Source organism: Klebsiella sp. GG_Kp146 (assembly GCF_040061975.1).
Classification (GTDB): Bacteria; Pseudomonadota; Gammaproteobacteria; order Enterobacterales; family Enterobacteriaceae; genus Klebsiella; species Klebsiella quasipneumoniae.
The window spans coordinates 48,414-72,663 of record NZ_JBEAHA010000045.1; the positions used below are offsets into that span (position 1 = coordinate 48,414).

Genomic DNA, 24,250 nt, shown 5'->3' on the forward strand with positions numbered 1-24,250 from the left:
GTTTTGGCGCTTATTCAGCCGTATTATTGACTTGCCCCTGCCTTCCGAGGCCAAACACCTTATAAATCAGGGTAACGGCAGCAAGGAAAATAATGCCGACAAAGAGCGACATCCGGGTTTCATCATTCAGCCCCATCCCGACCAGCACGCAGATCAGGAAAGCCATGGTGAAATAGTTGGCCCACGGAAACAGCAGCGAACGGAACGGATGGCTGGCTATCGCTGCCCGATGTACGCGACGGAAACGCAGCTGACTAATCAGGATCACAAACCAGGGCACCATCCCCGGCAGGACGCTGGCGCTATAGACATAGACAAACACCCGCTGCGGATTAGGAATGATGTAATTCAGGCAGGAGCCTACCAGCAGGATCAGAATAGACAGCGCCACGCCGACGGCCGGAACGCCGTTGCGCGATACCTTACCGATCGCCGCCGGCAGCTGACGGTTCTTCGCCAGGGCGTACAGCATACGTCCGCAGCTGTACATCCCGCTGTTGCAGCCGGAAAGCGCCGCCGTCAGCACCACAAAGTTGATAATCCCCGCCGCGGCGGTAATACCGATTTTGGCAAACGTCAGTACGAACGGGCTGCCGTTGGAGCCGATTTGATCCCATGGGAAGATGGTGACGATAACGAAAATCGCGCCGACGTAGAAAATCAGGATCCGCCACAGCACTTTGCCCACCGCGCTGCGCAGTGTGACCTGCGGATTTTTCGCTTCACCAGCGGTAATGCCGATGAGCTCCACGCCCTGATAGGACGCGACCACGATACACAGCGCCGTCAGGAAGCCCTTCCAGCCGCCGGCAAAGAAGCCGCCATGTTCGGTCAGGTTGCCAAAACCGATGGAGTGGCCGCCGTTGCCAAAGCCGAAGAAAATGACGCCCAGGCCCACGACGATCATCACGATAATGGTGGTCACTTTAATCATGGCGAACCAGAACTCGATTTCACCGTACAGCCGGACCGCCGCGAGGTTAGCCAGCGCCACCAGCCCCACGGCAATTAACGCCGGGATCCACTGCGCCATCTCCGGGAACCAGAACTGCACATAGACGCCGATGGCGGTAATCTCAGAGATGCCCACCGCCATCCACATAAACCAGTACGACCAGGCGGTCAGGTAGCCGAAGAAGGGGCTCATATAGCGATGCGCATACACTGCGAAGGAGCCGGTGACGGGCTCAAGGAACAGCATTTCGCCCATTGAGCGCATAATGAAAAAGACGAACAGGCCAGCGATAATGTACGCCAGCAGCACGGAAGGCCCAGCCCACTTCAGGGTACTGGCCGCCCCCATAAACAACCCCACGCCAATCGTCCCCCCAAGGGCGATCAGTTCAATATGCCGGGCCTCCAGTCCACGCTGGAGCTCCGCTTTTTTCTCAGTCATATATCCTCTTGTGTTTGCCGTATTCCGGGTACTCCCGGTTATTGTTATTAACTGAACTCATAGCCTTGCCGACGCGCAGGTCTCCCCCCGCGCGTATGAAGCCTGCGAATGGTTAATGAATTTTATGGAAATGGCAAATAAAGTATCAGGCGAGTAAAGACATTAAACAGAAAATGGACACAAACTCGCCAGAATGCAGAGGAATATTAGAGTTTATTGGTGTAATGCCAACGTAAATATCGTAGCAGCCGGGCCTGCCTTTTAATCCGGCTCGGCTGGGAAACCAGGCGGTAAAACCACTCCAGCCCCAGATCCTGCCAGAACTTCGGCGCCCGATGAACGTGCCCGGTGAAAACATCGTAAGTGCCGCCGACGCCCATATACAGCGCGTGCGGGTACAGGCGCCGACAGTCGCGCATAAAGATCTCCTGACGCGGGGACCCCATGGCGACGGTGACGATTTTCGCCCCGCTGTCGCGAATGCGTTCGAACAATGCCTGCCGTTGCTCAGGCGCAAAATAGCCGTCCTGGCTGCCGACGATATTCACCTGCCAGCGCTGGCGCAGGCTGGACGCCGTCTGCGCCAGGACTTCAGGTTTACCGCCGACCAAAAACACCGGAGTGCCTTCAGCGCCGGCGCGCTGCATTAACGCTTCCCAGAGATCGGCTCCCGCCACGCGGGACACCTGGGCCTGCGGATATTTTTTACGCAGCGAACGTACCACGCTGATGCCATCCGCATATTTAAACTCCGCCGCCTCAATCAGCGCCCGCACCTCGGGGTTATCCTCTACGGCCAGCATTTTCTCGGCATTAATCGCCACCAGCGTCCCCTCCCGGAGAACGCCGTCGGCATATAAATAATCCAGAGCGTGCTGCATATCGCGCCAGCCTATGAGCTGCAGCCCTCTTAACAGGTACAACGGCGCGGAAATGGTCCCAGTCATGTCCATCCTTCTCAGACTTGCGGTTGCGAAAGCGGTTTTACGCGCTTATGAATCAGTCCCACGCTATCCAGGAACCAGTACAGCAGTTTCGCCGCCAGCAAGCAGATACCAAAGATCACGAGGAAAAACACCACGCGGGAGCCGAACGAATCCAGCCCCTCGCGCGCCAGCACTATCATGTTGAAGATAGCGCCGAAACAGAAACTATGCAGGATTGCCGCTTTATAGCGATTGCTCTCCCGGTTGCCGAGCTCATACAGCCAGTCGAACCATTTAATAATCAACCCGACCGCCACAGCGCCCAGCGGCACAAACCAGACGCCGCCCATCACCACCAGCGAGCCAATCAGCGTCGGCGAAATCGCCAGCCCCGAATGGTTGTTTAACACTTCCCAGGTGAAGTAGTTGGCGGTATTGAGCACCATCGTCGGACGACCGTGCCACATCCAGCTGGGGATAAAGACGTAGAAGTCGCGGATCATCGGCGCCAGCCCCTGGAAATCGATCTTGTCATAGTTTTGCAGCAGCAGCGCCAGGTTCTCCCACGGCGAGAAGGTATCGCGTGTGAGATAGAGGAAGGTATAAAACGCTTCGTCGCCGCTGACGTTCATCCCGTAGCGCTTCAGCGCCAGCCAGAACATGCCGACGATGCCCAGCACGCCCGCCGCAGCCAGCATCCACAAGCTGATCCAGCCGCGAATAATGCCGATAAACAGGAAGATGGCGAAGGCGATGATGATATTGGCACGAGTCCCGCCGACGATAGCGTAGGTCAGCAGACCAAAGGCCACGGTGCTGACGAGGAAGAAAATCCACGCCTTATAATCCTGGCGCAGGAAATAGACCACCAGCATCGCCGGGATAAAGAAGTAGAAGAAGCGCTTCAACGCCACGCCGGAGACTTCAGCAGAGAAAATCTGGCTGTAGGAGTTGAGCTTAAACAGCAGGAAACCATTGTGGGCGAAGAAGATGCCGACGCACAGCAGCGCCAGCCCCATCAGTATGCCCCACGCCAGATGGGTTTCCACCCGGTTCATGGTAAACAGCGGCCGACGCGTAACCTCACGCGATGCCGGACGCAGCCGCGTTTTATAGGTCACGTAGTAGATCGCGTAGAAGCACACCGCGATCAGCAGCGTCTGCAGCAAAATCTCCGGCGGCGCCACGCTGACGTCAAAGCGGAACACCAGAATACTGGTCAGCGGGAAACCGAAGAAAAAGGTCAGCAGAAACAGCAACGAGAAAAAGACGTTGAAGTTGAAGCGTACCCGACGGAACTCAAACCAGGTGGCGGTGGCGATAAACAGCGTCGACAGCAGCCAGACCACCAGCAGCCCGCTAAATTGCATTAACGTCATGCCTGCCCCTCCGCCGCTAACCGTAGCGCCCGCTGCCAGCCCGTCAGATAGTTCGGCCGGAAGAAAGCGATACCCGACTTATCCACGCTCGCCAGCTGGCGCTGCGCTTCGCGCACCACGCTGACGTCCAGCGCATCGCTGGTGAACAGCACCGGCACATGCTGCTCGGTCATATCCTGCCAGAATGGGTTTTCGCGGTTGAGCACGCAGGGAATGCCCGCCTGAATCAACAGGCACAAGGTGCCGATCCCCTGCTGACGCGCAAACAGGAAATAGCCCAGATCGCAGCGGCGCAGCAGCGCCAGATAATCATGAAACTCAAGCTTCTCGCTGAGGATCTGCAGATGCTCGCGACTAAACAGCGCCGCCCCCGCCTCACGAACCTCATTGATATAGGCCTCGTTATTCGCCGGATAGCCCATCGGCACGATGACGTTTACCGTATCGCCAAACTGCTGATGGATAGCCTTCAGCGCGGCAATATGTTCATTGCTGCGATCCCCGGAGTTGCCCACCAGAATGGTCAGCGTGTCGCCGCGCGGCGCGTTTTCGGCCAGGGTATTCAGCGCCGGATCCATACGGGTCGGGAAGTAGAGCAGTTCGCCCGGAACGCGCGGATGGCGGTTAGCGAACCAGCTAAGATCGCCGCGGGTGGCGAAAACGCGCCCTACCCGCCCCTGCGCCAGGCGGCGCAGCGGATAGAACAGGCGGAACTTCAGGCTGGTCGCGTTTTCATACAGATCCGCCCCCCAGATATGCCAGTTAAACTGCGATGGGCGGATACCGCCGCTCAACAGCGCCAGCCACAGGCCGGTATTGAACTGGCCGTGGAAGAAAAAGCGCTGCTGACGGTTGGCTTTGGCTTGCGCAATCACCGCCTGCGCCAGCGACTTCTTCCCCGGATAGCAGGTGATGTCCAGCGCCGGATACCCATCACGCACGCTGGCCTCATCACCGACGACCATAAATCTCCTGGCCTGCGGATCGGCGGCCAGTTCGTCGTTAAAGAACCGCAGTACGGTCTGGTTATGATGCGGGATATCCGATCCCAGTACATGTATCAGTGCTGTCATGCCCGTTTACGCCAGAGTAAAAACACGCCACTACAAAGGGCGAAATAAACAATATAAGTGGCCATATACGCCTGCGCCGCGCCAACCGCGCCGTGCGCCGGTATAAGCCAGTGTGAGAATGCGGTCAGCAGCGTGAACTGGCTGATTTCCGTCAGAATATAAAAACGCAGCGACGCTTTAGCGATCACCAGATAGCCATAGACGTAGGCGCCTACTTTTAAAACGTCGCCCACCAGCTGCCAGGCGAACAGGTCTCGCATCGCGGTAAAGCGATCGGAAAACAGCAGCCAGATGGCAAAATCACGCAGCAGCCAGACCGTCAGGCTCGCCGCCGCCACTGCCGGCAGGACGAATTTCAGCGACTTGACTATCTCGCGGGTGATATCCGTTTTGGCGCTCAGCCGCGACAGCGTCGGCAGGAGATAGACGCTGAACGAGGCGGTAATAAACTGCAGATAGGCATCGGAGATACTGCTCACCCCCTGCCAGATACCGACCGCCTCCCAGCCATAATGCGCCGCCAGCAGATTACGCATCATCACATAAGCCACCGGCAGGGTCACTGAGGTTATCAGCGCCATCAGGGTAAATTTCGATAGCTGTCCCGCCAGACCGTTATCCCAGCGCGGACGCAGGGCGCTCAGCGGAATATTACCCCGCCGCCAGAGCATGATGCCCGCCGGGATCACCACCAGCGCCGGCACTAACGCCAGCCCCAGCAGCGCCCCCTGGTAACCACCGAAGTAGTAACAGGCATAATAGGCCGCCACGCCAATCAGGCTGCCGGCAATCAGCGAGAAGGCGTTTCCCGCCGCATCGCGAAAGCCTTTCATCAGCGCCAGCAGGAAGTTCGCCCAGGCGATCCCCATCTGCACCAGCGCCACCAGCCGTACCAGATTCTGATAATGAGTATGACCGAACAGCCCCTGGCTTATCGGCGCCGCCGCCAGTAAAAACACCAGCGCCAGCAGCGTGGAAAAGCCAAGCACCATCGCCGACGAGGTGCCCACCACCTGCTTCAGGCGCGGGGGATCGTCGTGATGCTGAGCCACCAGCTTCGTGACGCCGTTAAATATCCCGGCCCCGGCCAGCACGCCGAGCACGGTGACCAGTTGCCGGAAGTTACCGGCCTGACCAACGCCCGCGGGCCCAAACGAGACGGCCAGCAGCTTGACGACCAACAGCCCGGCGCCGATTTTGACCAGCGTCGAGGCCGCCGTCCACAATGAGGCTTTTGCTAACGACATATCAGGAGAAGTAGCTCAGCAGCGAGTTAATCACCGTCCGCTGGTTCACCACAGACAGATTGTAAAACAGCGGCAGGCGCACCAGGCGCTCGCTCTCCTGGGTGGTATAGCGGTCTTCACCGTGGAATTCGCCGAAGTGTTCGCCTGCCGGACAGCTGTGCAGGGGAATGTAATGGAATACCGCGAGGATCTCCGCCTCTTTCAGCCAGGCGATAAGCCTGCTGCGATCCTCGATATCGCGCAGCTTAATGTAGAACATGTGCGCGTTTTGCCCGCAGTCAGCCGGGACCGTCGGCAGTTCAATACGTCCCGCGCGGGCCAGCGGCAGCAGCGCGTCATAGTAATTCTGCCACAGCGCCAGACGCTGCTGGTTGATGCGCTCCGCCGCTTCCAGCTGCGCCCACAGATAGGCGGCCTGCAGGTCGGACATCAGATAGCTGGAGCCAATGTCCCGCCAGGTATATTTATCCACCAGGCCACGAAAGAACTGGCTGCGGTTGGTGCCTTTTTCGCGAATGATCTCCGCACGTTCCACCAGCGTGCGATCGTTGATCAGCGTCGCCCCGCCCTCACCGCCGGCGGTGTAGTTTTTAGTTTCATGGAAGCTGAAGCAGCCGATATGGCCGATGGTGCCCAGCGCGCGCCCCTTGTAGGTGGACATCACCCCCTGCGCGGCGTCTTCCACCACGAACAGGTTGTACTTGTCGGCGATGGCCATGATGGTATCCATCTCGCAGGCTACGCCGGCATAGTGCACCGGGACGATCGCCCGGGTTTTATCGGTGATAGCGGCTTCGATTAACGTTTCATCGATATTCATCGTATCGCGACGGATATCGACGAAGACGATTTTCGCCCCGCGCAGCACAAAGGCATTGGCGGTGGAGACAAAGGTATAGCTGGGCATAATCACTTCGTCGCCCGGCTGGATATCCAGCAGCAGCGCGGCCATCTCCAGCGAAGCCGTGCAGGAAGGGGTTAGCAGGGCTTTTGCCGTGCCAAAACGCTGCTCCATCCACTGCTGGCAGCGGCGCGTAAAGCCGCCGTCGCCGCACAGCTTGCCGCTGTTCATCGCAGACTGCATGTAATCAAGCTCGGTTCCAACCACCGGCGGCGCGTTAAATGGGATCATGGGGTCACCTGTATAGCCAGTAGGCGGTGCTTTCCACATTAGCACCGCTGAGAATATAACGTTTAAGCGCGGCGGTGTTGCCCATCTGGGTCGCCACCCGCAGTGTAGAAAGTCCGCGCGAAGCGGCCCAGTACCGCGCCGCCTGCATCAGCTGCGCCCCGGCGCCGCGTCCGGCCAGCAGGCCGATACGCGCCTCGGTGGCATTGAGCTGGCGCAGGGAGACAAAGGCGCGAATATCGCCCTCTGGATGGCGGTAAATCAGGCACTGATGATCGAAGGTGCCGCGCACCGCATTTTCAATCCACTGGGCATAGAAACGGCCGCTGGCGTCGGCAGCATACCAGGGCGCGCGAAAGCGGCTCATCGCAAAGGCCTGCGCCGCCTGCTCGCGCAGTGGCGCAATATCCGCCTCCACGGCGACGTCGGCGCCCGCATCCGCAGGGTTGCCCACCGGTAGCGCCAGATCGACCTCGCCTTCCACCAGCTGAAAACCCAGCTGCTGCAGCGCGTCGAGCCGGACGGTGTCGCTGGCGGCTACCTTCGCCTGCACTCGCGACCACCCCGCCAGCGCCTCAGGCGTCAGCCGCGGCGCATGCTCGTCAAAGTGAACGACGGCGCTGTTAACGGCAAAGAAGCGGTTCTCCCACTCCAGGGGATCAATACTGGCGCGGACGGGCACGGAGCAGATCCAGCAGATATTGGCCGTAGCCGGTTTTTTCCAACCGCTTCGCCGCGTGTTTGACGCCGTCGTCGTCCAGCCAGCCGTTGCGCCAGCCGATCTCTTCCAGACAGGCGATTTTGAAGCCCTGACGCTTCTCGACGGTCTGCACGAACATGCTGGCCTCGATCAGGCTATCGTGGGTGCCGGTATCCAGCCACGCAAAGCCGCGTCCAAGCAGTTCGACGGTCAATGCGCCATCTTCAAGGTACATCTGGTTGATAGAGGTGATTTCCAGTTCGCCGCGCTCGGATGGCTTGACCCGTTTGGCGTACTCCGCCACCTTGCCATCGTAGAAATAGAGACCGGTGACCGCCCAGTTCGACTTCGGCTGCTTCGGCTTCTCTTCCAGCGACAGCGCGCGAAAGTTGTCATCAAACTCCACCACGCCAAAGCGCTCAGGATCCATCACCTGATAGCCAAAAATCGTCGCCCCTTCCGTGCGGGCAGCCACGCTGCGCAGCTTGGGGCTGAAGCTCTGGCCGAAGAAGATGTTGTCGCCTAACACCAGGCACGCCGGTTCGTCGTTAAGAAAGGCTTCGCCGATGATAAACGCCTGGGCTAAACCATCCGGCGTCGGCTGTACGGCATAGTGCAGCGCAATGCCAAACTCTGAGCCATCGCCGAGCAGGCGCTGAAAATCGCGCAGATCGTCCGGCGTGGTGATGATCAGGATCTCACGGATCCCGGCCAGCATTAATACCGACAGCGGGTAGTAGATCATCGGCTTATCGTAGATCGGCAACAGCTGCTTCGACACGCCGCGGGTGATGGGATGCAGTCGCGTTCCGGACCCCCCCGCCAGAATAATACCTTTCATCATTCCCCCCAGAGATGATTAGCCTTGCAGTCCAAGACGCTCGCCCTGATAGCTTCCGTCCTGAACCTGGCGCCACCATGTCTCGTTCGCCAGATACCACGCCACGGTCTTACGCATACCGGAAGTGAAGGTCTCAGCCGGCGTCCAGCCCAGCTCACGGGCGATCTTCGAGGCATCAATGGCATAGCGCAGATCGTGGCCCGGGCGATCGGCAACAAAGGCGATCAGGTGGCGATAGTGCGCCACGCCCTGCGGCTTATGCGGCGCCAGCGCTTCGAGCAATTCGCAAATGGTTTCCACCACCTCGATGTTTTTACGCTCGTTATGACCGCCGATATTGTAAGTCTCGCCCGGTTCGCCGCGGGTCGCCACCAGATACAGCGCTCTGGCGTGATCTTCCACGTACAGCCAGTCGCGGATCTGCTGTCCATTGCCATACACTGGCAGCGGCTTGCCTGCCAGCGCGTTGAGGATGGTCAGCGGGATCAGCTTCTCGGGGAAGTGATATGGGCCGTAGTTATTCGAGCAGTTGGTGATAAGCGTCGGCAGGCCATAGGTCCGCAGCCAGGCACGCACCAGGTGGTCGCTGCTGGCTTTCGAGGCCGAATAGGGGCTGCTTGGCGCATAGGGCGTGGTCTCGGTAAAGAAATCATCGCTGCCGTGCAGATCGCCATACACTTCATCGGTGGAGATGTGATGGAAGCGAAACGCCGATTTTTGCGCCGTATCCAGCGTATTCCACCAGCTACGGGCCGCCTCCAGCAGCGTATAGGTGCCCACGATATTGGTTTCAATAAATGCCGCCGGGCCGTCAATCGACCGATCGACATGGCTTTCCGCCGCCAGGTGCATCACTGTATCCGGTTGATACTGCACGAAAATACGGTCCAGCTCGCCGCGGTCGCAGATATCCACCTGTTCAAAGGCGAAACGCGCATCCTGCGCCACCGGCGCCAGCGACATTAAATTGCCGGCGTAGGTCAGTTTATCCACCACCACCACGCGATCGGCGGTGTGCTGGATAATCTCCCGCACTACCGCCGAACCAATGAAGCCCGCGCCGCCGGTGACCAGAATGGTTCTCACCGCCACACTCCTTTGGTGTCGATGATATACGCCTGGGTGACGCTGTCGCCGCTAACGGCTTTAAATTCATGGTGATCGACCAGCATCACCAGCACGTCGGCGCTGGCCAGCGCCGCATCGAGGGTCGCCAGCGTACACAGACCGTCGAGTTTCTTCGGCAGCGCGTGAATGTTGGGCTCAACTACCTGCGTCGTGCCGCTGTGCCAGCGGGCAATCTGCGCGGCAATTTCCATTGCCGGGCTTTCGCGCAGGTCGTCAATATTCGGCTTAAAGGCGAGGCCAAAACAGGCAATGGTCAGTTCGCTGGCCCGTTTGTTGGTGGCATTCAGGCAGTCAGCTACCTGCGCCTTCACCTGTTCGATAACCCATTCCGGCTTGTGGTCGTTGACCTCACGGGCCGTGCGGATCAGACGCGCCTGCTGCGGGTTTTGCGCCACGATAAACCACGGGTCGACGGCGATACAGTGGCCGCCGACGCCCGGTCCCGGCTGCAGGATATTCACTCGCGGATGGCGGTTCGCCAGGCGGATCAGTTCCCAGACGTTAATGGCCTGATCGGCGCAAATCAGCGACAGCTCGTTGGCAAAAGCGATGTTGACGTCGCGGAAGCTGTTTTCCGTCAGCTTGCACATCTCGGCGGTACGCGAGTTGGTCACCACACATTCGCCTTCGAGGAAGATTTTATACAGCTCGCTGGCGCGAGCGGAGCAGACCGGCGACATGCCGCCGATAACGCGGTCGTTTTTAATCAGCTCGACCATCACCTGGCCGGGCAATACCCGCTCCGGGCAGTAGGCGATATTCACGTCCGCCGCTTCACCCACCTGCTGGGGAAAGCTGAGGTCCGGGCGCATCTCCGCCAGCCACTCAGCCATCTGTTCGGTCGACCCGACCGGCGAGGTGGACTCGAGGATCACCAGCGAGCCTTTCTTTAACGTCGGCGCAATGGATTTAGCCGCCGACTCGACAAACACCATATCCGGCTCGTGGCGATCTTTAAACGGCGTCGGCACGGCAATCAGGTAGGCATCCGCTGCCACCGGGGTGGTGGTGGCGCTTAAATATCCCTGCTCGACCGCGGTCTTCACCACGCTCGCCAGATCCGGCTCCACGATATGAATCTCTCCACGGTTAATGGTCTCCACGGCATGTTGATTGACATCAACGCCGACCACCCGCTTCTGCCGGGAGGCGAACGCGGCAGCGGTTGGCAGCCCGATATAGCCAAGGCCAATCACTGAAATGGTAGAAAAACTCATAGCGTTACCTGATTATTTTTAAGTGCAGACAAAATTCGACGACATGCTTCGCCATCGCCATAAGGATTATGCGCGCGGCTCATCGCCTGGTATGCGGCATCATCCTCCAGCAGTCGCGTGACTTCCGCCACGATGCGCTGGCTGTCGGTGCCCACCAGACAGACGGTACCGGCGGCCACCGCTTCCGGACGTTCGGTCATATCGCGCATGACCAGCACCGGTTTCCCCAGGGAAGGCGCCTCTTCCTGAATACCACCGGAATCGGTCAGGATGAGCCAGGCCCGATCCATCAACCAGACGAACGGTAGGTAGTCCTGCGGTTCAATCAACATCACGTTGTCGATATGGCCGAGAATACGGTTCACCGGTTCGCTGACGTTAGGATTCAGGTGAACCGGATAGACAATCTGCACCTCAGGGTGGGTATGGGCTATCTCCGCCAGCGCCTGGCAGATCTGCTCAAAGCCGAGCCCAAAGCTTTCCCGCCGATGGCCGGTAACCAGAATCATTTTTTTACCGTGGCTAATGAAAGGATAGCGCTGCAGCAGGGTCTCCCGTAGCGCTTCATCGCCCAGAACGCGATCGCGCACCCAGAATAGGGCATCGATGACCGTATTCCCGGTCACCGTGATGCGACTGTCGGCAATGTTTTCCCGCAGCAGATTCTGCCGCGAGGTTTCCGTAGGGGCGAAATGGTACGTCGCCAGATGCCCGGTCAGCGTACGGTTGCCCTCTTCCGGCCACGGCGAACTTAAATCGCCGGTCCGCAGACCCGCCTCTACATGGCCCACCGGTATGCGCTGGTAAAACGCCGCCAGGCTCGCCGCCATCGTGGTGGTGGTATCGCCATGCACCAGCACCACGTCGGGTTTAAACGACTCCAGAACCGGCTTCAGCCCCTCAAGAATACGGCAGGTGATCTCGGTGAGCCCCTGCCCCGGCTTCATGATGTTGAGATCGTAGTCCGGGGTGATGGAGAATAGTTTCAACACCTGATCGAGCATCTCCCGATGCTGCGCGGTCACGCATACTTTCGCCTCAAAATGAGGATCCTTTGCCAGCGCATGGACCAGAGGAGCCATCTTGATGGCTTCCGGCCTCGTGCCAAATACAGTTAGTACTTTCACATCGATTCTCTTCGATTAGGCGATGAAGGTCATTTGCCCTTCACCACAGGCCGCAATCACAGGACACGACGACGCGATAACGCCACGCCTGCGCCGATGAGCGCACCCACAATCCCCCACATCACCATCAGAAATACACGGCGCGGGCTATCGCGTTTTACAGGTTCTTCCGGCGTTCGCAAATACCGGTAAGTCTGAAAACGCGGATCCAACGTTGGACCGACGTTCAACGTGCTCAGCATGGCGCGATTCTGGTCGTAATCGAGGTCATATTCCGGTCCGACGGCCTGCAGGTTTTCCAGTCTGGCCTGCAGCATCGGCCTGCCCAATAAAAATAGCTCTGAATCCGGCAACTGATCGGCAGGAACATCCGTTTCGCTGCGCGAGATATTATGCTGCTGAGCGACCTTCAGCGCTTGCTCCACGCTGTGGGTCCGGCGGTTGAAAATAGCCTCGGCCACCTCTTCCTGGCGCTTCACCTGCGCCTTCATTTGTACCGTCCGCGCCGCCCAGGCGCCTTTGAGCTCGTCGTTAAGATGGCCGGCCGCCCGCTGGCTGGCGAAAGCCACATACTGGCGCAGCAAATTATTGGCATCCTGCCCGGTCTCGGCGGTCAGTTTGACGCTGTCGTTGACGCTCTTGGCCGCATCGCCTGGCATAAACTGGATATTGTTAATTAAATCATCCAGCATCGCCGCATCGGCGCGAGCATTACCCGACTGTCGCTGCTTGTAGTAGTCCGTTTGCAGCCAGAAATCACGCCGGGTATCCCAGGAGGCCAACTGCATGATGAACTCTTTATACGCTTCATCCATGGCGGAAGGCTGATCTACCGAGGCCAGGTCGGCTTTGATATCCAGATTGCGTAAGAACTGCTGCTGGGAATAGTACCCCCCCAACATGTTGACAGTAGGCCGATCGGTGATCGCCGTGGCGCTCCACTCCTGGCGAGCAAAGAAGGTGTACACCAACACGATAGCGGCGAAGAGTACAGCACCGCCGACTATCCAGCCTTTTCCTGCCCATAAAGCGCGAAACAGCCCGCGAATATCCAGCTCGTTCTCAACGTTCACTGATTGTGCTCCCGGTAATGGTTGAGTCATCACATCCCCAGCTTTACTTGGTTAGTTTCGGATTATTGCCGCTGTGTCGCCGAATTCTGCGTCTGATGCGCTTAACCAGACGCGCCACTTTCCAGGCGCGCTTAATACAGTAGCCATAAAGGAAGAAGGCCACCAAAAAGAGAATTAACATCACCCATTCCGGCACAATGCGGGTATATTCCGCCGCGACGCCAACCAGCGCCAGCAGGGCAGCGGCCAGGGTGATCAGGACGAACGCCTGGCGGGAAGTAAACCCGGCGCGCATGATCAAATGATGAATATGCTGCCGGTCCGGTGAGAAAGGACTCATGCCTTTACGCAGGCGGCGATACATAATCGCCACCATATCCATCAACGGGATAGCGATAATCCACAGCGCGGTGACCGGGCTGATGGGATGCGTTTTACCTTGTGTGGTTTCCAGCAGGATCCAGATGATGGTGAAGCCAATCATGGTGCTGCCGGCGTCACCCATAAAAACTTTATAGCGGCGGCCGAGGGCGCCAAGATTAAGAAGAATATAGGGCAGAATGGCGGCGATCATCGCAAAACACCACATCGCCAGGCTGTACTGACCGTCAAACCAGAGGATGATCCCGGTCGCCGCAAAGGAGACGGATGACAGGCCGCCGAGCAGGCCGTCAATCCCATCGACCATATTAAACGCGTTGATGGCGGCCCAGACGGCAAACAGAGTGAGGAAGAAGCCGAAAGGCCCCAGCACCAGCTCCCACGAGCCAAAAATAAAGCCCAGACTACTCAGATGCAGATTCCCTGCCATCATCATAATCACGGCGATCGCGGCCTGAATGACCGCGCGAATTTTCACGCTGATGTCGAAGCGATCGTCCAGCGCGCCAACCAGCACCAATACCCCCGCACAGGCCAGATACAGCGAGGCGTGAGGAATATAATAATCGGCGATGGCGAAGGTGAAACAGATGCCTGCATAAACTGAGATACCACCGACCAACGGAATCAACCCCTGATGCCGTTTGCGATAGTTTGGTTTATCCACTAACCCAATCTTTTTTGCCACTTTCCGCGCGACAAAAATAAAGAGGGTCGTGAATAAGAAAATACTGATTAATTCAGTAATAGCAGTGAGTAAATTCACAACGCATGTGCTCTCAGCATAGTTAATCCGGGAAGTATAGCGATGATGCCCCAACTCCAGAAGGGGAAAAGCAGAACATTACAAATTTATTGTATAGATTTTAGTCTGTTAAAGCTGTCTCCGCCTGCTGTCCGGCGCCATTATACGACAACTTTCGTCCCGCTTTCTCTGTCTCTGGATCATACAAATCCCAAAATGAAAACGCCACGCAAAGGCGTGGCGTTTTTGGCTTTTTTTACCTTACGAGCGCTTCATCATATCGAAGAAGTCATCATTCGTCTTAGTCATTGCCAGTTTATTAATGAGGAACTCCATCGCGTCGATCTCACCCATCGGATGGATAATTTTGCGCAGGATCCACATTTTCTGCAGCTCTTCCTGAGTGGTGAGCAGCTCTTCTTTACGCGTACCGGAACGGTTGTAATCGATAGCCGGGAAGACGCGTTTTTCGGCAATCTTACGAGAGAGGTGAAGCTCCATGTTACCGGTGCCTTTAAACTCTTCGTAGATAACTTCATCCATTTTGGAGCCGGTGTCGATCAGCGCCGTGGCGATGATGGTCAGGCTGCCGCCCTCTTCGACGTTGCGCGCCGCACCGAAGAAACGCTTCGGACGGTGCAGGGCGTTGGCGTCCACACCACCGGTCAGCACTTTACCGGAAGCCGGGACCACGGTGTTGTAGGCGCGCGCCAGACGGGTAATGGAGTCAAGCAGGATGATAACGTCTTTCTTGTGTTCAACCAGACGTTTCGCTTTCTCGATAACCATCTCAGCAACCTGAACGTGACGGGATGCCGGTTCGTCGAAGGTGGAAGCAACCACTTCACCTTTCACCAGACGCTGCATCTCGGTCACTTCTTCCGGACGTTCGTCGATCAGCAGCACCATCAGCACGCAGTCCGGATGGTTGTAAGCGATGCTCTGCGCGATGTTCTGCAGCAGCATGGTTTTACCGGCTTTCGGCGGCGCGACGATCAGACCACGCTGGCCGCGGCCAATCGGGGAAGCCAGATCCAGTACGCGAGCGGTTAAGTCTTCGGTAGAACCGTTACCACGCTCCATACGCAGACGAGAATTCGCGTGCAGCGGCGTTAAGTTCTCGAACAGGATCTTGTTACGGGCGTTTTCCGGCTTGTCGTAGTTAACTTCGTTAACTTTCAGCAGCGCAAAGTAACGCTCACCCTCTTTCGGAGGACGAATCTTACCGGAAATGGTGTCACCAGTGCGGAGGTTGAAACGGCGGATTTGGCTGGGGGATACGTAGATGTCGTCAGGGCCGGCGAGGTAGGAGCTGTCTGCGGAGCGGAGGAATCCAAATCCATCCTGCAGTATCTCCAGTACGCCGTCGCCAAAGATATCTTCGCCACTCTTCGAATGCTGCTTGAGGATGGCAAAAATAATATCCTGCTTACGCATACGAGCCAGGTTTTCCAGCCCCATATTTTCGCCGAGAGTAATCAGCTCAGAAACCGGCGTATTCTTTAATTCGGTAAGATTCATAGTGGTGTGGGTTCTTAAACTCGGGGTAAATCTCGAACTTAATGTTGTGAATGGTATGGCAGGAACTTCCATGCCTGTTAACGGCCTTCATCTCGTGTCTGTACGTCGCCTGGTCACAGGAAAGAACGCAGAACTGAAACGACTAGACGGAATGAGTGAAAAGCCCGGAATTAATAGCTTCACGCGCGTTTTTTGCGGGATGCTTCGGGTAAAACAAGATTCAAACAAGGTATGTTTAAAACGAAGTCTGTGGATTAACTTAGCACGACTCCAGCCGGGCGTCCAGAGTTCCGCAAAAAATAGGAATCTGGACGCCGGAACAGCAATTCGCTTACGCCAGGTTGGCGTCGAGGAACTCTTTCAGCTGACCCTTGGACAGTGCGCCGACTTTGGTGGCCGCCACTTCGCCGTTTTTGAACAGCAGCAGGGTTGGGATGCCGCGAATGCCGTACTTCGGCGCGGTGCCCGGGTTCTGGTCGATGTTCAGCTTAGCTACGGTCAGTTTGCCCTGATACTCTTCAGCGATCTCATCCAGAATCGGGGCGATCATTTTGCACGGACCACACCACTCTGCCCAGAAATCGACGAGGGTCAGCCCGTCAGCCTTGAGTACGTCCGTGTCAAAACTGTCGTCAGTCAGGTGAATAATTTTATCGCTCATATTTAACTCCACAGGAATAAGCCTGGTGTGTTGGTGTCGTAGCCATCAACGACGCGCTGCGGCTACGTTATGCACGCTATTCTTCAGGATACCTCAATTCTCTGGTCTGCCAACTGGCGCGATCCCTCATGGACCCACCCTTTGACGCCAGGGTCACCTGAACGCGCACTGCATATTGCAGATTTATCGCTCCCGGCTCGCTTAGTGGTCTAAGCTATCCTGGATTCGTTCAGTTACCGTAGACGTACCTTGAATAATTTCGTACACCGCCAACGAAAGGTTGACGTTATTTCACCGGATACGCTTTCTTAATGCAATAGTTAGCTGATATTCTACCACACTATGAGCAAAACACATTTAACAGAACAGAAGTTTTCCGACTTCGCCCTGCACCCGGCAGTCATTGAAGCCCTTGAAAAGAAAGGGTTTCATAATTGCACACCTATTCAGGCCCTCGCCCTTCCGCTGACGCTGGAAGGCCGCGATGTCGCCGGGCAGGCGCAAACCGGTACCGGTAAAACGATGGCGTTCCTGACGTCGACGTTTCATTATCTTCTCTCTCACCCGGCTATCGCCGATCGCCAGGTTAACCAGCCGCGCGCGCTGATTATGGCGCCGACGCGTGAACTGGCGGTACAGATCCACGCGGACGCTGAACCGCTGGCGCAGGCCACCGGTCTGAAGCTGGGTCTGGCTTACGGCGGCGACGGCTACGATAAGCAGCTGAAAGTGCTGGAAAGCGGCGTCGATATTCTGATCGGTACCACCGGTCGTCTTATCGATTACGCGAAGCAAAACCACATTAACCTCGGCGCCATTCAGGTCGTCGTGCTGGACGAAGCCGATCGCATGTACGATCTCGGCTTTATTAAAGATATCCGCTGGCTGTTCCGCCGCATGCCGCCGGCCACTCAGCGTCTGAACATGCTGTTCTCCGCGACGCTTTCTTATCGCGTACGCGAACTGGCGTTCGAACAAATGAACAACGCCGAGTACGTTGAAGTCGAGCCGGAACAGAAAACGGGCCACCGTATTAAAGAAGAGCTCTTCTACCCGTCCAACGAAGAAAAAATGCGCCTGCTGCAGACGCTGCTGGAAGAAGAGTGGCCCGATCGCGCCATCGTCTTCGCCAATACCAAGCATCGTTGTGAAGATATCTGGGGCCATCTCGCCGCCGACGGCCATCGCGTAGGTCTGCTGACCGGCGACGTGGCGCAGAAAAAACGTCTGCGGATTCTCGAAGAATTTACCCGCGGCGACCTTGATATTCTGGTCGCGACTGACGTTGCCGCTCGTGGCTTGCACATTCCGGCCGTGACCCACGTCTTTAACTACGATCTGCCGGACGACTGCGAAGATTACGTTCACCGCATTGGCCGTACCGGTCGCGCTGGCGCCAGCGGTCACTCCATCAGCCTCGCCTGCGAAGAGTATGCGCTGAACCTGCCGGCTATCGAAACCTATATTGGTCACTCAATTCCGGTCAGCAAGTACAACCCGGACGCGCTGATGACCGACCTGCCTAAGCCGCTGCGCCTGACCCGTGCGCGTCCAGGCAACGGCCCGCGCCGCAGCGGTCCACCGCGCAATCGTCGTCGTTCAGGTTAAGAACTCTATGCTATACGCTCAATCATTCAGAATCTGCCAGGGCGCGTTTCCCCGGCAACCCGCTCAGTTACACGGATTGGGCACAAGCGCCCCGTCGACCAGGGAGCCTTCTGAACGATGAAGAGCATGAGCTCCACCTCGCTGTATGCCGCCATTGATTTGGGCTCCAACAGTTTCCATATGTTGGTGGTGCGCGAGGTGGCTGGCAGTATCCAGACGCTGAGCCGCATTAAGCGCAAAGTTCGTCTGGCCGCCGGCCTTAATAGCGACAACACGCTCTCCGCAGAAGCGATGGAGCGCGGCTGGCAGTGCTTACGCCTGTTTGCCGAACGCCTGCAGGATATTCCGCCGGCGCAAATCCGCGTCGTGGCCACCGCCACGCTGCGTCTTGCCGTCAATGCCGGCGAATTTCTGGCGAAAGCGCAGGAGATCCTCGGCAGTCCGGTACAGGTCATTAGCGGTGAAGAAGAAGCGCGCTTGATTTATCAGGGTGTCGCCCACACCACCGGCGGCGCCGATCAGCGTCTGGTGGTCGATATCGGCGGCGCCAGCACCGAACTGGTGACCGGCACCGGCGCGCAAACGACCTCGCTATTTAGCCTGTCGATGGGCTGTGTGACCTGGCTTGAACGCTATTTCGCCGACCGCAGCCTGACGAAAGAGAATTTCGATCTTGCCGAGGCGGCCGCGCGTGAGGTGCTACTGCCCATCGCCGATGTGCTGCGCTATCACGGATGGAAAGTGTGCGTTGGCGCCTCCGGCACCGTTCAGGCTCTGCAGGAAATTATGATGGCGCAGGGGATGGATGAGCGGATCACCCTGACCAAACTCCAGCAGCTTAAACAGCGCGCCATCCAGTGCGGACGCCTGGAAGAGCTGGAGATCGAAGGCTTAACCCTTGAGCGAGCGCTGGTGTTTCCGAGCGGGCTGGCGATCCTTATCGCTATCTTCAGCGAACTGAATATTCAGTGTATGACCCTCGCGGGCGGCGCATTACGGGAAGGGCTGGTGTATGGCATGCTGCATCTCTCCGTTGAACAGGACATCCGCAGCCGCACTCTGCGTAATATTCAGCGTCGTTTTATGATCGACACCGAACAGGCCCAGCGCGTCGCTGGTCTTGCCAGCCACCTGCTCAGCCAGCTGGACGGCTGCTGGGAACTGGATCCGCTGAGCCGCGATTTGCTCCTCAGCGCCTGTGCGTTGCATGAGATTGGCCTGAGCGTGGATTTTAAGCGCGCGCCGCAGCACGCGGCCTATCTGGTCAATAATCTCGACCTGCCCGGCTTTACCCCAGCGCAGAAGAAGCTGATTGCGACGCTGCTGCTTAACCAGACTAACGCCATCGACCTCTCATCGCTTCATCAGCAGAACGCCGTCCCGCCGCGGGTTGCCGAACATCTTTGTCGCCTGCTGCGACTGGCGATCCTCTTTGCCAGCCGGCGGCGTGACGATTTGCTGCCCGCCATCAATCTGGTGGCCGATGATGAAAAACTGTCCCTGACGCTACCGGAAAACTGGCTGGATAATCACCCGCTTGGGGCTGAGCTGATCGAACAGGAATGCCAGTGGCAAAGCTATGTGCACTGGATGCTTGAGGTGAAGTAATACGCTGAACATTGCCGGGCGGCGGCTTCGCCTTACCCGGCCTGCTTATCGCTATCCTTTCTCTTTAGCTTTTGCCAGCATGGCGCGAATGTTCGCCACGTTAGCCTGTCCTTTATGCATTCGCTCTTCAGCGGTAATCACTTTGCGCGCCTGCTCCCAAATCAGATCGTCCTGGGGTAGCTCGAGCAGGAAACGGCTCGGTTCCGGGCGCACCACCTCACCATACTGCCGGCGCTCCTTACAGAGCGTAAAGGTCAGCTCTTTCTGCGCACGGGTGATGCCCACGTAGGCTAACCGGCGCTCTTCATCGACGTTATCTTCATCAATGCTGCTCTGGTGCGGGAGCAATCCCTCCTCCATGCCCACCAGGTAAACATACGGGAACTCCAGCCCTTTTGAGGCATGGAGGGTCATCAGCTGCACCTGATCCAGCTCTTCATCCGATTCGCCGCGCTCCATCATGTCGCGCAGCGTAAAGCGGGTGACCACCTGCGTCAGGGTCATCGGCTCATCGATTTCACTGCCTTCCAGCATCTCGGTCATCCAGGTGAACAGCTGGTTGACGTTTTTCATGCGCATTTCCGCGGCTTTCGGGCTGGGCGAGGTTTCATACAACCAGGATTCGTAGTCAATCCCGCGGATCAAGTCGCGCACGGCGTTGACCGGCTCGCGTTCGGCCAGTTGCTGGATCTCGCGCAGCCAGTGGGTGAAGCGGGTGAGTGATTCATAGCCGCGCCCGGTCAGCGTCTGGCTAAGACCCATATCAAAGCTGGCGGTGAACAATCCTTTGTTGCGGCCCATCGCCCACTCACCGAGCTTTTGCAGCGTCGCGGGGCCGATCTCGCGCTTCGGCGTGTTGACGATACGCAGGAAGGCGCTGTCGTCGTCCGGGTTGGTCAGCACGCGCAGATAGGCCAGCAGATCTTTAATTTCCGGGCGCGAGAAGAACGACGTGCCGCCGGAGATTTTGTACGGGATGCGGTTCTGCATCAGCATCTTTTCAAAGACCCGCGACTGGTGATTGCCGCGATAAAGGATCGCATAGTCTTTGTAATTGGTTTTATTAATAAAGTGGTGGGCGATCAGTTCCCCGGCCACGCGCTCCGCTTCATGATCTTCATTGTTGGCGGAGAGCACTTTCAGCTCAGCGCCGTATCCCAGTTCGGAAAACAGACGCTTTTCAAAAACGTGCGGGTTGTTGGCGATCAGAATGTTAGCGGCTTTCAGAATACGCCCGGAGGAGCGATAGTTCTGCTCAAGCTTGATAACCTGCAGCGCCGGGAAGTCCTGGCTGAGCAGCACCAGGTTCTGTGGCCGCGCGCCGCGCCACGAGTAGATCGACTGGTCATCGTCGCCTACCACGGTAAAACGCGCCCGCTGGCCCACCAGCAGCTTCACCAGCTCATACTGGCTGGTGTTGGTATCCTGATACTCATCCACCAGCAGGTAGCGGATCTTATTCTGCCAGCGTTCGCGCACCTCCTCGTTGCGCTGCAGCAGCAGCGTCGGCAGCAGGATCAGATCGTCAAAATCGAGGACATTGCAGGCCTTCATATGCGCATCGTACAGTCCATAGCAGTGGGCGAAGATGCGGTCCCGTTCGCCTTTCGCTCCCGCGGCGGCCTGGGCCGGGGTTTTCAGATCGTTTTTCCAGTTGGAGATCGTCGAGATCAACTGCTGGAGCACCACTTTGTCATCTTCGATCAACCCTTCGGTCAGCTCCTTGAGCAACGCCACCTGGTCGGTATCGTCGAATAAGGAGAAGTTAGACTTCATGCCCAGCGCGGCATATTCCCGCTTGATGATATCCAGCCCCAGGGTGTGGAAGGTGGAAATCATCAGCCCGCGCGCCTCTTTGCGCCCCAGCGTTTGCCCAACGCGCTCTTTCATCTCGCGCGCGGCTTTGTTGGTAAAGGTCACGGCCGCGATATGGCGCGCCTGATAGCCGCAGCCGCGGATCAAGTGGGCGATTTTATTGGTGATCACGCGGGTCTTACCGGAGCCGGCGCCCGCCAGCACCAGGCACGGTCCGGTTACAAATTCGACGGCTTGTTGTTGGCCAGGGTTTAAACGCATGGGAGTCTTGCTCAATCTTCGAACGGGGTGGGGATTGTAGCAGAAAGCGGAGCCGAGATTTACCGACTGATGGTAAAGTGAAGAAATCGCGATTAACCCATAGAGCAGAACCATGAAAAAGACCGCAGCAGCCCTGCATATCCTGGTCAAAGAAGAAAAACTGGCCCAGGAGATCCTCGCCAAACTGGAGCGGGGCGTCAGCTTCGATCATCTGGCGAAGCGCTATTCCCAATGTCCGTCGGGGCGCAACGGCGGCGACCTGGGCGAGTTTCAGCAAGGCGCGATGGTCGGCCCATTCGATCAGGCGGTCTTTAGCTGCCCGCTTCTCAAGCCCTACGGTCCGGTAAAAACCAAGTTTGGCTACCATATCATTAAGGTGCTTTATCGCCGCTGACGCGTGGTATATTGCGCCCCGATTTATCTCAACCTATTCAAGGCACGATCATGGCAAAAACAGCAGCAGCACTGCATATTCTTGTTAAAGAAGAGAAACTGGCTCTGGATCTTCTGGAGCAGATTAAAAACGGCGCCGACTTCGGTAAGCTGGCAAAGAAACACTCTATTTGCCCATCAGGCAAACGCGGCGGTGATTTAGGTGAATTCCGCCAGGGCCAGATGGTCCCGGCGTTCGATAAAGTAGTCTTCTCCTGCCCGGTGCTGGAGCCAACCGGACCGCTGCATACCCAGTTCGGCTACCACATCATCAAAGTCCTGTACCGGAAATAATAAAAAAACCCGGGGATCTTAATCTCCGGGTTTTTGCCTGATGGCGCTTCGCTTATCAGGCCTACTAAACAAATTCATTCTTCTATGGATTTCGGCTTGCCGGAAGGCGGCCAGGAAGTACATCCCCAGGAACATAGATTACTATGTGACTGGGGTGTACGTACCGTAGCCAACGCATCGGCCAGTCGAAAGACGGCGAGGAATTAGCCGGCAACCGCAATACGCTTCATATCGGTCATATAGCCACGCAGTTTGTGACCCACTTTCTCGATCTGGTGGCTGCGGATGGCTTCGTTGACATCACGCAGCTGGGCGTTGTCTACCGCGCCTTCGGCAATCGCCGTACCCAGGTCGCCAGTCTGCAGGGTGGTCATGAACTCTTTCAGCAGCGGTACGCAAGCGTAAGAGAACAGGTAGTTACCATATTCAGCGGTATCGGAGATAACCACGTTCATCTCGTACAGACGCTTACGGGCGATGGTGTTGGCGATCAGCGGCAGCTCGTGCAGTGATTCGTAGTAAGCGGACTCTTCGATGATGCCGGAATCGACCATGGTTTCGAACGCCAGCTCAACGCCTGCTTTCACCATCGCGATCATCAGAACGCCTTTATCGAAGTACTCCTGCTCGCCGATTTTACCTTCATACTGCGGCGCGGTTTCGAACGCGGTTTTACCCGTCTCTTCACGCCAGGTCAGCAGTTTCTTATCGTCGTTCGCCCAGTCCGCCATCATACCGGAGGAGAATTCGCCGGAAATGATGTCGTCCATGTGTTTCTGGAACAGCGGCGCCATAATCTCTTTCAGCTGCTCGGAGAGCGCATAAGCGCGCAGTTTCGCCGGGTTAGAGAGGCGATCCATCATCAGGGTGATGCCGCCCTGCTTCAGCGCTTCGGTGATGGTTTCCCAGCCGAACTGAATCAGTTTTTCTGCATACGCCGGGTCGGTACCTTCCGCCACCAGCTTGTCGAAGCACAGCAGAGAACCCGCCTGCAGCATGCCGCAGAGGATGGTCTGCTCGCCCATCAGGTCAGATTTCACTTCTGCCACGAAGGAAGATTCCAGGACACCCGCACGGTGGCCGCCGGTCGCCGCTGCCCATGCTTTCGCAATGGCCATGCCTTCGCCTTTCGGGTCGTTTTCCGGGTGTACCGCGATAAGCGTCGGTACGCCGAAACCGCGTTTGTACTCTTCACGCACTTCGGTACCCGGGCACTTCGGCGCCACCATCACCACGGTGATGTCTTTACGGATCTGCTCGCCCACTTCCACGATGTTGAAGCCGTGGGAGTAGCCCAGCGCCGCGCCGTCTTTCATCAGCGGCTGTACGGAGCGCACAACGTCAGAGTGCTGTTTGTCCGGGGTCAGGTTAACCACCAGGTCCGCCTGTGGGATCAGCTCTTCATAAGTGCCGACTTTAAAACCGTTTTCGGTCGCTTTACGCCAGGAGGCGCGCTTCTCGGCGATCGCTTCTTTGCGCAGCGCATAGGAGATATCCAGGCCGGAGTCACGCATGTTCAGACCCTGGTTCAGACCCTGCGCGCCGCAGCCGACGATGACCACTTTTTTACCCTGAAGGTAGCTTGCGCCATCGGCGAATTCGTCGCGCGCCATAAAGCGGCATTTGCCCAGCTGTGCCAGCTGCTGGCGCAGGTTCAGTGTATTAAAGTAGTTAGCCATGTCTGTAAC

21 protein-coding genes are annotated in these 24,250 nt (G+C 57.4%); 4 read left to right on the top strand and 17 right to left on the bottom strand.

What is annotated here, in order from left to right; genetic code table 11:
- Positions 1-10: 10 nt before the first annotated feature.
- From ABLU95_RS25640 to trxA, 15 genes are all read right to left on the bottom strand, one after another.
- A complete protein-coding gene (locus ABLU95_RS25640) occupies positions 11-1,396 on the bottom strand; it encodes an amino acid permease (RefSeq protein WP_012969196.1) in 1,386 nt (461 codons plus the stop codon).
- A 206-nt stretch (positions 1,397-1,602) separates the two neighbouring features.
- Positions 1,603-2,343 carry a lipopolysaccharide N-acetylmannosaminouronosyltransferase gene (gene wecG / locus ABLU95_RS25645; RefSeq protein ID WP_023291561.1) on the bottom strand — a complete coding sequence of 247 codons (741 nt, stop codon included), beginning with the start codon at positions 2,341-2,343 and terminating at the stop codon, positions 1,603-1,605.
- 11 nt (positions 2,344-2,354) lie between these two features.
- The gene (gene wzyE, locus ABLU95_RS25650; RefSeq protein WP_032454510.1) at positions 2,355-3,701 is read right to left on the bottom strand and encodes an ECA oligosaccharide polymerase; all 1,347 of its coding nucleotides are present in this window, start codon (positions 3,699-3,701) and stop codon (positions 2,355-2,357) included.
- Complete coding sequence (locus tag ABLU95_RS25655) at positions 3,698-4,774, bottom strand: TDP-N-acetylfucosamine:lipid II N-acetylfucosaminyltransferase (RefSeq protein WP_048296403.1); 1,077 nt, start codon at positions 4,772-4,774, stop codon at positions 3,698-3,700. Before ABLU95_RS25655 ends, wzyE begins: the two co-directional genes overlap by 4 nt.
- Entirely contained in the window at positions 4,771-6,021 is a 1,251-nt protein-coding gene (gene wzxE, locus ABLU95_RS25660; RefSeq protein WP_032454508.1) for a lipid III flippase WzxE, read from the bottom strand. The genes ABLU95_RS25655 and wzxE overlap by 4 nt, the downstream gene beginning before the upstream one ends.
- 1 nt (position 6,022) lies before the next feature.
- Positions 6,023-7,153 carry a dTDP-4-amino-4,6-dideoxygalactose transaminase gene (gene rffA, locus ABLU95_RS25665; protein ID WP_044521751.1) on the bottom strand — a complete coding sequence of 377 codons (1,131 nt, stop codon included), beginning with the start codon at positions 7,151-7,153 and terminating at the stop codon, positions 6,023-6,025.
- 4 nt (positions 7,154-7,157) lie between these two features.
- On the bottom strand, positions 7,158-7,832 hold the full coding sequence (rffC, locus tag ABLU95_RS25670) for a dTDP-4-amino-4,6-dideoxy-D-galactose acyltransferase (RefSeq protein WP_023291556.1): 675 nt from the start codon (positions 7,830-7,832) through the stop codon (positions 7,158-7,160).
- Entirely contained in the window at positions 7,810-8,691 is an 882-nt protein-coding gene (gene rfbA / locus ABLU95_RS25675) for a glucose-1-phosphate thymidylyltransferase RfbA (RefSeq protein WP_348880506.1), read from the bottom strand. Before rfbA ends, rffC begins: the two co-directional genes overlap by 23 nt.
- Before the next feature lie 18 nt (positions 8,692-8,709).
- On the bottom strand, positions 8,710-9,777 hold the full coding sequence (gene rffG / locus ABLU95_RS25680; RefSeq protein ID WP_241515693.1) for a dTDP-glucose 4,6-dehydratase: 1,068 nt from the start codon (positions 9,775-9,777) through the stop codon (positions 8,710-8,712).
- Entirely contained in the window at positions 9,774-11,036 is a 1,263-nt protein-coding gene (wecC, locus tag ABLU95_RS25685; RefSeq protein WP_023291553.1) for a UDP-N-acetyl-D-mannosamine dehydrogenase, read from the bottom strand. The genes rffG and wecC overlap by 4 nt, the downstream gene beginning before the upstream one ends.
- Entirely contained in the window at positions 11,033-12,163 is a 1,131-nt protein-coding gene (gene wecB / locus ABLU95_RS25690) for a UDP-N-acetylglucosamine 2-epimerase (non-hydrolyzing) (protein ID WP_071997580.1), read from the bottom strand. Before wecB ends, wecC begins: the two co-directional genes overlap by 4 nt.
- 56 nt (positions 12,164-12,219) lie before the next feature.
- Positions 12,220-13,266, bottom strand: coding sequence for an ECA polysaccharide chain length modulation protein (gene wzzE / locus ABLU95_RS25695; protein ID WP_032429045.1), 1,047 nt, complete (start codon positions 13,264-13,266; stop codon positions 12,220-12,222).
- A gap of 13 nt (positions 13,267-13,279) precedes the next feature.
- Positions 13,280-14,383: a UDP-N-acetylglucosamine--undecaprenyl-phosphate N-acetylglucosaminephosphotransferase gene (wecA, locus tag ABLU95_RS25700; protein ID WP_004886849.1), complete on the bottom strand. Its 1,104-nt coding sequence runs from the start codon at positions 14,381-14,383 to the stop codon at positions 13,280-13,282.
- A gap of 240 nt (positions 14,384-14,623) precedes the next feature.
- Positions 14,624-15,883, bottom strand: a complete 1,260-nt coding sequence (rho, locus tag ABLU95_RS25705; RefSeq protein ID WP_002883293.1) for a transcription termination factor Rho — start codon at positions 15,881-15,883, stop codon at positions 14,624-14,626.
- A 331-nt stretch (positions 15,884-16,214) separates the two neighbouring features.
- Positions 16,215-16,544 carry a thioredoxin TrxA gene (trxA, locus tag ABLU95_RS25710; RefSeq protein ID WP_002883224.1) on the bottom strand — a complete coding sequence of 110 codons (330 nt, stop codon included), beginning with the start codon at positions 16,542-16,544 and terminating at the stop codon, positions 16,215-16,217.
- Positions 16,545-16,886: 342 nt separating this feature from the next.
- Here trxA and rhlB point away from each other — a divergent pair, with 342 nt between their 5' ends.
- Both rhlB and gppA read left to right on the top strand, forming a co-directional pair.
- Positions 16,887-18,152 carry an ATP-dependent RNA helicase RhlB gene (gene rhlB / locus ABLU95_RS25715; protein ID WP_023291550.1) on the top strand — a complete coding sequence of 422 codons (1,266 nt, stop codon included), beginning with the start codon at positions 16,887-16,889 and terminating at the stop codon, positions 18,150-18,152.
- Positions 18,153-18,269: 117 nt separating this feature from the next.
- Positions 18,270-19,760, top strand: coding sequence for a guanosine-5'-triphosphate,3'-diphosphate diphosphatase (gene gppA / locus ABLU95_RS25720; RefSeq protein ID WP_023291549.1), 1,491 nt, complete (start codon positions 18,270-18,272; stop codon positions 19,758-19,760).
- A 51-nt stretch (positions 19,761-19,811) separates the two neighbouring features.
- Here gppA and rep read toward each other — a convergent pair whose 3' ends face one another.
- Positions 19,812-21,836, bottom strand: a complete 2,025-nt coding sequence (gene rep, locus ABLU95_RS25725; protein ID WP_004886858.1) for a DNA helicase Rep — start codon at positions 21,834-21,836, stop codon at positions 19,812-19,814.
- Between the two features lie 112 nt (positions 21,837-21,948).
- Here rep and ppiC (ABLU95_RS25730) point away from each other — a divergent pair, with 112 nt between their 5' ends.
- The gene (gene ppiC / locus ABLU95_RS25730) at positions 21,949-22,230 is read left to right on the top strand and encodes a peptidylprolyl isomerase PpiC (RefSeq protein WP_032454495.1); all 282 of its coding nucleotides are present in this window, start codon (positions 21,949-21,951) and stop codon (positions 22,228-22,230) included.
- 50 nt (positions 22,231-22,280) lie between these two features.
- Positions 22,281-22,562, top strand: coding sequence for a peptidylprolyl isomerase PpiC (ppiC, locus tag ABLU95_RS25735; RefSeq protein WP_004886861.1), 282 nt, complete (start codon positions 22,281-22,283; stop codon positions 22,560-22,562).
- 203 nt (positions 22,563-22,765) lie between these two features.
- On the opposite strand, the gene ilvC is transcribed toward ppiC (ABLU95_RS25735), so the two are convergent.
- Positions 22,766-24,241 carry a ketol-acid reductoisomerase gene (gene ilvC / locus ABLU95_RS25740; protein WP_023291546.1) on the bottom strand — a complete coding sequence of 492 codons (1,476 nt, stop codon included), beginning with the start codon at positions 24,239-24,241 and terminating at the stop codon, positions 22,766-22,768.
- Between the last annotated feature and the right edge of the window lie 9 nt (positions 24,242-24,250).